The 11,379-nt window shown below is 32.2% G+C and carries 13 protein-coding genes; all 13 read left to right on the top strand.

The features are described from left to right. Nucleotides 1–81 precede the first annotated feature (81 nt). Nucleotides 82–300 (top strand): phage integrase N-terminal SAM-like domain-containing protein, encoded by a 219-nt coding sequence (locus ACI9TV_RS14745; RefSeq protein WP_415251586.1) that lies wholly within the window; start codon nucleotides 82–84, stop codon nucleotides 298–300. Nucleotides 301–339: 39 nt separating this feature from the next. Further along, the gene (locus tag ACI9TV_RS14740) at nucleotides 340–1,881 is read left to right on the top strand and encodes an ATPase (RefSeq protein ID WP_415251585.1); all 1,542 of its coding nucleotides are present in this window, start codon (nucleotides 340–342) and stop codon (nucleotides 1,879–1,881) included. Nucleotides 1,882–1,905: 24 nt separating this feature from the next. Then, complete coding sequence (locus tag ACI9TV_RS14735) at nucleotides 1,906–2,682, top strand: TatD family hydrolase (RefSeq protein ID WP_415251584.1); 777 nt, start codon at nucleotides 1,906–1,908, stop codon at nucleotides 2,680–2,682. Between the two features lie 78 nt (nucleotides 2,683–2,760). Beyond that, on the top strand, nucleotides 2,761–3,987 hold the full coding sequence (locus ACI9TV_RS14730; RefSeq protein ID WP_415251583.1) for a transglycosylase SLT domain-containing protein: 1,227 nt from the start codon (nucleotides 2,761–2,763) through the stop codon (nucleotides 3,985–3,987). Then, nucleotides 3,980–4,819 carry a septal ring lytic transglycosylase RlpA family protein gene (locus tag ACI9TV_RS14725; RefSeq protein ID WP_415251582.1) on the top strand — a complete coding sequence of 280 codons (840 nt, stop codon included), beginning with the start codon at nucleotides 3,980–3,982 and terminating at the stop codon, nucleotides 4,817–4,819. Before ACI9TV_RS14730 ends, ACI9TV_RS14725 begins: the two co-directional genes overlap by 8 nt. 17 nt (nucleotides 4,820–4,836) lie before the next feature. After that, nucleotides 4,837–5,409, top strand: coding sequence for an imidazoleglycerol-phosphate dehydratase HisB (hisB, locus tag ACI9TV_RS14720; protein WP_415251581.1), 573 nt, complete (start codon nucleotides 4,837–4,839; stop codon nucleotides 5,407–5,409). After that, a complete protein-coding gene (locus ACI9TV_RS14715; protein ID WP_415251580.1) occupies nucleotides 5,406–5,903 on the top strand; it encodes a KdsC family phosphatase in 498 nt (165 codons plus the stop codon). The genes hisB and ACI9TV_RS14715 overlap by 4 nt, the downstream gene beginning before the upstream one ends. Further along, nucleotides 5,903–6,421: an LPS export ABC transporter periplasmic protein LptC gene (gene lptC, locus ACI9TV_RS14710; RefSeq protein ID WP_415251579.1), complete on the top strand. Its 519-nt coding sequence runs from the start codon at nucleotides 5,903–5,905 to the stop codon at nucleotides 6,419–6,421. The genes ACI9TV_RS14715 and lptC overlap by 1 nt, the downstream gene beginning before the upstream one ends. Further along, nucleotides 6,421–6,888 (top strand): lipopolysaccharide transport periplasmic protein LptA, encoded by a 468-nt coding sequence (gene lptA, locus ACI9TV_RS14705; protein ID WP_415251578.1) that lies wholly within the window; start codon nucleotides 6,421–6,423, stop codon nucleotides 6,886–6,888. Before lptC ends, lptA begins: the two co-directional genes overlap by 1 nt. Before the next feature lie 3 nt (nucleotides 6,889–6,891). Then, on the top strand, nucleotides 6,892–7,509 hold the full coding sequence (gene yihA / locus ACI9TV_RS14700; protein ID WP_415251577.1) for a ribosome biogenesis GTP-binding protein YihA/YsxC: 618 nt from the start codon (nucleotides 6,892–6,894) through the stop codon (nucleotides 7,507–7,509). Then, a complete protein-coding gene (locus ACI9TV_RS14695; RefSeq protein ID WP_415251576.1) occupies nucleotides 7,499–7,960 on the top strand; it encodes an N-acetyltransferase in 462 nt (153 codons plus the stop codon). Before yihA ends, ACI9TV_RS14695 begins: the two co-directional genes overlap by 11 nt. Before the next feature lie 418 nt (nucleotides 7,961–8,378). After that, the gene (mrdA, locus tag ACI9TV_RS14690; RefSeq protein WP_415251575.1) at nucleotides 8,379–10,202 is read left to right on the top strand and encodes a penicillin-binding protein 2; all 1,824 of its coding nucleotides are present in this window, start codon (nucleotides 8,379–8,381) and stop codon (nucleotides 10,200–10,202) included. Nucleotides 10,203–10,483: 281 nt separating this feature from the next. Next, a partial coding sequence (locus ACI9TV_RS14685) for a cadherin-like domain-containing protein (protein WP_415251574.1) occupies nucleotides 10,484–11,379 on the top strand: 896 nt, incomplete at its 3' end.

Here is an 11,379-nt window from a genome sequence, read left to right as displayed (position 1 = left end):
ATGATGATTGTTAATTGCCTCACAGACAAATAACAGCCTTGAATGAGTGTTAACAATGATACTTAAGTGAAAGGATTGAAGATGGAAGTAAAAAAGAAACTATTGGATTTAGTTCGAGATAAGATTAGGTTTAAACATTATAGTTATGCAACAGAGAGAACTTATGTGCACTGGATAAAGCATTATATTTTATTTCATCATAAAAAGTATCTTCGCTCAAAACTTGAAAGAACAATGATATACACACATGTTGTTTCTGAGATGAACAAATCTAAAGTAATGAGCCCTTTAGATTTTTAATATAAAAAAGTATAATACAAACAATAAAAAGGGAACATCATGATAGAAAGATTTTATTTAAAAGACTTTTTGAGTTTTAAAGAAGTGGAGCTGAACTTAAACAATGGACTTGTGGTTTTTTCTGGTCCTAGTGGTAGCGGAAAGTCAATCCTTATGAACTCTATTCTCTCTTCTCTTGGAGTGAGTTCCTGTGAGGCATCTTTATGTGAGTCTAGTGTTACTTGGCAACTAGATGGTGAAGATACGGGTATAGAAAATGATGATGTAAATGTTTTTAAACATATCCGAAAAGAAAAATCACGTTACTTTATAAATAATCATACTGTTTCAAAAAAATCTATGTCTAAGCTTGGTTCAAAGTATATTCGACACCTTAGTCTTAAAGATTTTAGTGACTTTGAAAATGAAAACTTACTCTCTATGCTTGATGATAGGGTGGAGAGTAAAATAGGTAAGATTCAAAGTGTTAAAACAAAGTACAAAGATGCTTTTGTTGAGTACAGAAGTGTTAGAAAAGAATTAGAACAAATAGAAGAAGAAGAAAGACGGATAGTTGAGCTAAAAGAGTTTGCGGCCTTTGAGATAAAAAAGATTGAAGATATAAATCCAACTTTATCTGAAGATGAAGAGCTTGTGAAGATAAAAAAAGAACTCTCTAAAAAAGAGAAAGTGTTAGAAAATATAGAAGCAGCGAATGCTATATTTGAACATGAGTACAAAGTGTCGAGTGCATTGGAGTCTTTAGATGTAGATGCATCTTTTTTTGATGATGCCATCAATGAGTTACGTGCTACTTTAGACACTGCTCAAGATAGGTTCTCGGCACTTGATGATGTAGATATAGAAGAAGTTTTAAACCGCATAGAAGCACTGAGTGGATTGAAAAGAAGATATGGAAGTATAGAAGAAGCTATAGAGTACAAAGAAAAGAAAAAGCTAGAATTGCAAAAGTATGAAAATATTGAAATCACTAAAGATGGTCTGACTTTAAAAGTAAAAAATCTAAGTGAGCTTGTAGAAAAATTAGCAGATAAAATTTCTGCCTTACGCTCCAAAGAACTTAAATCGTTTGAAGCTGATTTAAATGTTTACTTGAAAGAACTGTATCTTCGTGATGCAGAAATTGAACTAAAAGTTGTAGAACTTGATGCTTTTGGAAAAGACTTTATGAAGATCAAGTTAAACCAAACTGAGTTACAAAAAGTAAGTACTGGTGAATTTAACCGTTTAAGACTCGCAATACTCGCGATGAAGTCGGAGTATATGGATCAAAATGGTGGTGTTTTGATGCTTGATGAGATTGATGCTAACCTAAGTGGTGAAGAGTCTATGAGTGTTGCTAAAGTACTACGACAACTCTCTAAGCACTTTCAAATCTATGTTATCTCTCATCAGCCACAGCTCACATCTATGGGAGATCAACATTTCCTTGTTTATAAAGATGGTGAAGAATCAAAAGTAAAAGAGTTAGATACTAATGGTAAAATACAAGAGATAGCCCGAATCATTAGTGGTGAAAATGTAAGTAATGAAGCAAAAGAGTTTGCAAAAGAACTTTTAGAAGTAAATAAATGTGCTTAATAAAACTAAAAAGAGAGAAATAGAATGATAATTGACACGCATATTCACCTAGATGACAAAAGATATGATGACGACTTAGGTGAAGTACTTGATCGTGCGAGAGAGGGCGGTGTACAAAGGTTTGTTATTCCTGGTGCAGATCCAAGTACACTAAATCGTGCAGTAGAGATTGCTGAGATGCATAAAGATGTTTATTTTGCTGTTGGTGTACATCCTTATGACATGGACAATTTCAACTCTCTTGATTTTGAAAAGTATGTTTACCATGAAAAATGTGTAGCTATTGGAGAATGTGGTCTTGATTATTTTAGACTTGAGGGAAGCGATGAAGAAAAAGCAGAGGAAAAAAGAAAGCAAAAAGAAGTTTTTGTTGCCCAAATAGAACTTGCTAAAAAGTATAAAAAGCCTCTTATCGTTCATATTCGAGATGCATCTCGTGATTCAAAAGCTTTACTTATAGATAACGGAGCTTCTGAAGTTGGTGGTGTGTTGCATTGTTACAATGCAGATGATGAACTTCTTAGTTTAGCTAACAATGGATTTTATTTTGGCATAGGCGGTGTACTTACGTTTAAAAATGCAAAAAAACTTGTGAATGTACTTTCTAAAATTCCACTAGAGAAGCTCGTGATTGAAACCGACGGACCTTACTTAACTCCTACACCTCATAGAGGTCAAAGAAATGAACCATTATATACAACACTTGTTGCAGATAAGGTAGCGGAAATCTTAGAGGTAGAATTAAACACTATTAAAGAAACTAGTACCCACAATGCCCTTAAGCTCTTTAATATTTCTTAATATTAAAAAGCTTTGTGTACTTATTAATATTATTTAGATAGAATCAACTCTATTAAATTTAACATATAGAGATTAATATTGAAATACTTAACTTTTTTACTCTTACCTATTATACTTTTTGCAAACCTACGATATGAATCAAACCACAATAATGAGTTGAAAATATTAGAGTCTTTTGATATAGAACCGTCATTTTTAAACGATCCAACTATGAACGAAGTTCGTAGTGACAAAACGAGTATTTCAAAAAATCAGCATTTCTTTACCGCAATGAACAATGCATATATATTTATTCCTACTATTAAAAATATTTTAAATAAAAACAACATTCCTCAAGAGTTTTTATATCTTGCTATGGCAGAATCAAACTTCAAAACGAAAGCTTATTCAAATAAAAGTGCATCTGGTTTATGGCAGTTTATGTCTCGTACAGGGAAGGGATATAATCTTAAAATTGATTCTTATGTTGATGAAAGAAGAGATCTGATTAAGTCAACTAAAGCTGCTTCACAATATTTATCGTCATTACATAAAAGATTTGGCAAGTGGTATTTAGCTGCTATAGCATATAACTGTGGTGGTGGAAGATTAAGTAAAGCAATCGATAGGGCGGGGAGTGACAAACTTTCAGTACTTCTTGATGAAGATAAAAAATACATTCCAAGAGAAAGTAGATACTATATAAGAAAAATTGTAGCTCTTGCTCTTATAGGGAATGATGAGCAATTCATGCTAAAAAGTGAGTATGAGCACCTACTTAATCGTGCGAATGCTTACTCTATAGCGACGGTTAAACTCTCAAGTGGAGAATCTCTAAAGCGTGTTGCAAAAATTTTAAATATGCCTTTAGAGAATTTGAAAAAGCTCAACAGACATTTAAAGTATGACTTTGTTCCTCCGTATGCAACAAAATATGATGTTTATATCCCTTACTTAAAACTTGCAGAATTTAAACAGAACTATTTTGAAGCACCAATTAAAAATATTTATCGAGTGCATATTGTAAGCAGTGGGGATAATTTATCTTATATTGGTCAACTTTATGGTGTTCCATATAAAATGATTATGGACTTTAACTCTATGAAAAACTCTCGGCTAAAATTAAAACAAAAGTTAATTATTCCTACTCATAGTAATGAAAAAATGAAAAAAGTACGTAAAAGATTTTCTTACGTTGTAAAAAGAGGGGATTCACTAGGTTCTATTTCAGAAGTACACAAGATAAGTGTGAAAAACATAAAATCATATAATCAGATTACAGGTAGCCTTATAAGAATCGGAGATAAACTAAAACTTTATGAATAAATTTTTTTTACTATCTTTAGTTGCTTTGTTAATTCTTGCTACTGGTTGTAGTCGAAAATCTAGATATGTTTACTCTAAGTATGACCGATCAAATGTAAGAACATACTCTGCAAATAAATCTCATTACAATACTGGTCTATCTGCTAAGGCATACAAGCATCCAACATTTAATCCATATAGAATTCGTGGAATCAAGTACTACCCTCATGATACAGAAGTTGGTACTGTGTATAAAGGTAATGCAAGCTGGTATGGTCCAGATTTTCATGGAAAATTAACATCTAATGGCGAGCGATACAATATGTATGATATGACAGCAGCGCATAAAACATTGCCAATGAACACTGTTGTAAAAGTAATAAATAGAAATAATGGTTTAACTGCTGTTGTGAGAATTAACGACAGAGGACCATTTATATCAACGAGAATAATTGACTTATCAAACTCTGCCGCAAGAAAAATTAAAATGGTTGGAGCAGGAGTAGCACCTGTCAGTATAGAAGTACTAGGTTTTTATTCTAAAAATAAAAAAAGAATCATCCGAAAAAAAGCAACAAAAAAACCAAATAAAGTTATAATTCCAAAGAAAGTAAAAAAGACTGCAGATGGATCATATTCATTACAGATTGCTTCCTTTTCTAATATAGATGGAGCCATCAAGATTCAAGAAAAATATGACCAAACAGATGGCTATGCGACTGTCATAAAAGATATTCAAACAGAGAATGGAAGATTTTTCAAGGTTTACCTCAGAGGCTTTAATACGGCAGAGGAAGCGAGAAGCTATAAATCATACAGTGAATTTGAAAATGCATTTATAGTTAAAGATTAGTAATATAAGGAAACCTCATGATAAGCAAAACAAGAACAACCAAAGAGACTGACATAACAGTTTCATTAGACATTAACGGTAGTGGTAAAAGCAATATAAATACAGGTGTTGGATTTTTAGACCATATGTTGGAGAGTTTTTCTAAGCACTCTTTGATTGATTTAAATATTACTTGTAAAGGTGATACACACATAGATGATCACCACAGTGTTGAAGATGTTGGTATTGTCTTAGGTTCACTTTTAGCAGAATCAATATATCCTGTTAAAGCAATGGAACGTTTTGGAAGTGCCAACATTGTAATGGATGAATCATGTGTGAGCTGTGACTTAGATCTTAGTAATCGTCCCTTTTTAGTGTATGATCTTGATGTATCTGGAAAAGTAGGGCACTTTGACACAGAATTAGTAGAAGAATTCTTTCGTGCAGTTGTATTAAACTCTAGAATTAGTACTCATATTATACAACTGAGAGGGAAGAATAAGCACCATATTATTGAAGCAGCATTTAAATCTCTTGCTGTTGCGATTCGAAGAGCCACAACAAGAAATGAGAGAGTTGGAATTCCAAGTACAAAAGATGTTTTATGATTAAACTTGTTGTTTTAGATGTTGATGGTTGCTTGAGTGACGGAAAGCTCATCTATAGTGCAGATGGGATTGAGAGTAAAAGTTTTAATGTCAAGGATGGCTTAGGGATAACGACATGGATTAAAATGGGTAATCAAGTTGCTATCATAACAGGTCGAAATTCTACTATTGTCGAAAAGAGAGCAAAAGAACTTGGAATCCAACATCTTCACCAAGGCATACGAGATAAAGATAGAGTTTTAAATGAGATTATAGATTCTCTTGAAATTAAACCCTCTGAAGTCGCTGCAATTGGAGATGATTTAAATGATTATAATATGCTCTCATTAGTAGGAAGAAGTTTTACCCCAAAAAATGGTGTAAAAGAGCTACAAGTACTTGTTAATACTACCTTATCTTTTAATGGTGGAGATGGTGCAGTAAGAGAGATGATAGATATATTGGTTGATGAAAATGATCAAAGAGACGCTTTTTTAAGGGTCTGGAATATTTAATGAATATAAATATTTTTTTTACTAGTATTATTGGTGGTCTATTTGTTATATTTTTTTTATTTGAGCCGCTCAATATAAAAAAACAAGATTTTGGTGAAATTCCGGTATTTGAGTTAGAAAAGTTTAAACTCATTGAACTTAATGAAAAAGGTCTAACTACTGTAATGGATGGAGTGAAAGGTGTTAGGTATACAGATAGATATATAGTGTATAATATAAATTATACAGATAATACTAAAAAGTACTTAGCAAATATGACTGCAGATGAAGGTCTATATGAGGGTGATATCATTGACTTAACGGGAAATATTAAATACAGTCGTGAAGATGGTATATCATTTTCAACACAAGAAGCAGTGTACAATAGAAAAACAAATATTGTTACTTCACCTGGGAAATATATCGCATACTTAGGAAAAAACAAAGTAACTGGTTCTACTATTGAATATAGTAATGTTTTAGATACTATTACATCTAAGCAAGTTACTGTAAATTATAAATTAAAAGAGAGAAAATAATGAAATTTTTATTGTCATCACTACTCGTTGTATCGAGCCTTATCTCCCAGGAGTTGAAAATAACAGCAAACTCATTCCATGCAGATGAAAAAAAAGGAATTTCTATTTTTGAAGGTAAGGTAAAAATTGTTCGAGAGAAAGACAAACTTAATGCGGACAAGGTTATCGTGTATACTAACGCTAAAAATGAACCTATAAAATATGTAGCGCAAGGCAATACCTCTTTTACAATAGTAACAAAAAATGAAGCAGTGTATACAGGAAAGGCAGGAAAAGTTATTTATCAACCAAATGAAAAAGAATATCATTTTTTTACAGATGTTCATTTAAAGCAAATTGATGAAAAAAAAGAGATTATAGGAAATGAAGTAGTCTTGAAAACGGTAGAGGGTAAAGCATATGCCAAGGGTGCAAAGAGCGAACCTGTAATTATGATTTTTAATATGTCTGAAGATGAAGGTAAATAAAATATGATTGAAATAGTTGACGCTAAATTTATTACTTCTGCACCAAATGTAGCAGCTGCACCAGAGTCTGAAATACAAGATGAAATTGTATTTATGGCACGATCAAATGTTGGCAAGAGCTCACTTTTAAATGCTTTAACCAATCACAAGGGGCTTGCTAAGGTTTCCTCTACTCCAGGTAAGACAAAACTTATTAATTATTTTGATGTTACTTTTATGAATAGGGATGACAATACAAAGAGTATAGCGAAGTTTGTTGATTTACCTGGATTTGGATATGCCAAAGTGGCTAAATCGGTGAAGCATGGTTGGGAAAAGAATTTAACAGATTATATTTCCGGGAGAGACCAGATTAAGCTTTTTATTCATCTCATAGATTGCAGACACCCACATCTTGATATAGACACAGATGTAAATGATTTTTTACAAAGTAATTGTGGTGAATCGCAGTATATATTACAAATATTTACAAAGATAGATAAGCTCAATCAAAAAGAGCAAAGCGCACTAAGACGAGAATTTCCCCATGCTATGATGGTCTCAAGTTCCAAGAAGAAAGGAATGCAAAAAGCTATAAAAGTTATTTATGAAATTTTACATGAAGTTGAAGATGAAAGTTGAGTATAAAAAAGCATCACTTGGCGATATACAAGTAATGCAAGAGCTTGTAGACCCAGAAGTTGAATCTGGTGTTATACTTGAGCGAAGCTCTGATGAAATGGCAACTAATATACGATCTTATATTTTAGCTTATGTTGATGGAAAGCTTGCAGGTTTTTGTGCCTTGCATATTCATACAGCATCTTTAGCAGAGATTAGATCCCTTATAGTAGATGAAACACATAGAGGTAATAAAATTGGAGCGAACCTTATATATAAATGTGTTGATGAAGCTAAAACTTTAGGTTTACAAAAATTGTTATCTTTAACATATAGACAGTCTTTTTTCGAAAACTTAGGTTTTGTAGAAATTCAAAAAGAATCACTACCCGAACATAAAATTTGGGCAGATTGTATTAAATGTAAACACTTTCCTATATGCAACGAAGTCTCTCTCATAAAAAATCTGTAAAAAACTCATTCATATACATAGTTTTATTTCTTGTGTATGAAAGTCTAAGCAGTATCTATCTATTCTTACCTCCACTTTTTGGAGTACTTTTCGTTCTTCTTATTGAGTCCTTGAATAGGGATGACACTATTGGTATTCTTTTTATATCATTTTGTTTAGTTATTTTTGAGGCAGAAAATGGATATATTTTATTTACTTCAATCATATATTTATTTATTGCATATAAATTTATATTACCAAAGGTAATTCAAAACTTTAATTGTTACTCGTGTGTAAAATTTTCGTATATTTTTATCGCCTATATAGGCTTTTTTATGTTTAATGCACTTTTTTCTAATATATTTTTGATGGATTTACCACAAGCTAATTACTATATAGTTTACTATATAGTAATTGAATTTTTTATTGTGAGCTTATTATGAAAATTAAATTTATTCTTTTTGTCTTTATTTCGATCTGGATGGCACTTATTGTACGTGTTTTTTTTCTTGCTGTTGAATCAAATTCATACTATGAAAAACTCTCACTCAACAATACTATTAAAAAAGAGAAAATTGCTCCTGTACGCGGAGAGATAGTAGATATTAAAAATAGGCCTATTGCTGTAAATAAACTTGGATTTAAAATTCAGCTAAAACCTCATTTAAGATTTAAAAGGAATCTTCATATTTTTCATGAAGAGATTGATAATCTTGTAGTACTTCTTCCAAAGTTAAAAAAAGAAGACATTATTAAGCGTTATGTGAAAAAAGATTCTTATTACAATCATAATTTTATAGATATTGTTCATTTTCTATCCTATGAAGATATTATTCCTGTATATGCAAGATTAAATTTAAGAGAGAATATAAACATTGTGTCTGCTCCTAAAAGATATTATCCATACAAAGAAGTGGGTGCTCATGTTATAGGGTATGTGTCACGTGCGAATAAAAAAGATGTACAAAGCGATAATTTACTTGATTTGATAGGCTATACAGGAAAGACGGGTATTGAAAAGCATTACAATACATTCTTGCAAGGTGAAGCTGGGTTTAGAGAAATAAAAATAAATGCAAAAAATCAAGAAATTCAAGAGATTTCTTATAAAAGTGCAAAGGAACATAGAAAGTTGAAACTCGGGCTTGATATAGAGCTAGAGCAATATATATCCAAAATGTTTGAACATAAAGAAGGCGCAGTTGTCGTGATGGATGTAAACGGATCAATTCTTTCTGCAAGTAGTTATCCTGGGTATGATTTAAATATATTTGTTTCAGGCATGAGTCATGCTGTTTACAATAAGATGGCAGAAGATATTGCACATCCTTTTACGAACAAGTTAATTAATGGACTATTCCCTCCTGGTTCTACTATAAAAACAGGTTTAGGTCTATTGTATATAACAACTGACTTAACGGAAAATTGGTCTTTTAATTGTAAATCAAAATTTCCACTTGGTAGTAGAACTTTTAGATGTTGGAAGAAGAAAGGTCACGGTAAAACAAGTGTAGAAAAAGCTATAAGAGAAAGCTGTGATGACTATTTTTATAAGGGTAGTATGATAGTTGGTAATGAAAAAATGAGTGAAGGTTTGATTAGGTATGGACTGGGAACCAAAACAGGTGTTGATTTACCGAATGAATTTATAGGTGTTGTACCTTCTCGTGAGTGGAAGATGAAGAAATACAATCGCATATGGAGCCTTGGTGAAACGGCTAATACTTCTATTGGGCAAGGTGATTTTCTTGTAACTCCTTTGCAAATTGCACAATATACTGCTTTAATGGCAACAGGAAAATTACCTCGACCTCATTTTGCAGAGTATATTGGTAGCGAAAAATACAAGCCAGAGATTAAAGATGTTTTGAATGAAAAAGAAAAAGAAAAACTTCCTCTAGTGCAACAGGCTATGTTTGAAGTATGTAATCACGTTAAAGGGACTGCTACGCATTACCTTAGTTCAGATGTTACTATAGCTGGTAAAACTGGAACAGCTCAAGTTGTAGCTATAAAGCAAGATATCAAAAAAAGAAAGCTAGAGCATGAACTTGCATATTACAGTCGTTCTCACGCATGGTTTACATCGTATGGCCCCTTTGAAAATCCAAAGTATATTGTAATGGCTATGGTTGAGCATGGTGGCCATGGTGGATCTGCAGCTGGTGAAATTGTCTCAAATATTTATAATAAATTACTGGAACTTGGTTATATTGAAGCACGATATAGCAATAAAAAGAAGAAGAAAACTACACTGCCATAGTTCCCTTTTTTAGTACCACTCCTAGTAGTTATAAGAAAAATAGAAAATTATGAACCAAGTTTTTAAATAACTCCTAAACTAAAAATATAACATTAGGTGCTGAAGTATTTGTATAGTTAAAGAAACTATATTTATTGATATAGTTCTGACTTATCATAATAAAAAATTATAAATTAATTTCAAATATTCTTATGAATGCTTATAATAATACCAAAGTACTATTTACAACTATAAACTATAAACGTTACAATATATTAAGAATTTAGTTATGGAGGTGTGAGATGGCTACTCTAAATATAATTGGAAAAATACAAGATGTTTTAGGGGATGTAAGAATAGTCGCCGTTGATGAAATGGTCCGTGATGCGGTTAATGACGGCCTAGTCTATGAGGATGAACGTATAGTTAGTTCAGATCCTGATGCACTATTTCAAATCAAATATTCAGAACTATCAGAAGCGACTGTATATGCAGGAGTTTTTGATGTTCATGTAGATTCTTCTGTAACTGCTATAGCGGATGGAAGTGAAAATATTGTGAATTTGCCAGATACTATGGGAACTAAAGAAACTGTAACCGAAGTCGCTGAAGAGGACATAGATATTTTCGAAACAGAAGCCGGTGAAGATGGCGTAGAAAGTAACTCTCAAAATATAGAAGATAATCCTGAAGCAATAGACTATTTACAAGATTTTACGAGAGGGACTACTGATGCAGTCGGATTTGGTTCTAGTACTTTTGAGGATGAGAATCTTGATCTTGTTAATCGTGGGCCAGAAGCAGTAGATGATTTAATTGATGTATTTGAAGATACACCATTTACTTCAAGTATTGATTTGGATGCAAATGATATAGATTTAGATGGTAACGTTTTAAGTGTACTAGGTGGTACATTTATAACAACGCAGGGGGGAACATTAGTCCTTGCCTCTGATGGTTCATATACCTATACAGCACCTGAAACTAATTTTAATGGTATAGATACAGTTAATTATACAGTTACTGATGGTTTCTTAACGGATGTAGGTACATTAACAGTAAATGTAATCCCAGTAAATGATATCGCAACAGTGAGTGCCGATGCAAAAGCAGTAACAGAAGATGATGCTGCTCTCTTAACTACAGGTGGAACAGTGATAGTGACAGATGTAGATAATGGTGAAGCATTTGCAATTCC

The organism is Sulfurimonas sp., assembly GCF_047622445.1.
Taxonomy (GTDB): domain Bacteria; phylum Campylobacterota; class Campylobacteria; order Campylobacterales; family Sulfurimonadaceae; genus Sulfurimonas.
Note: the sequence above shows the minus strand (reverse complement) of the source record. Positions and strands in the feature narration are given on the sequence as shown.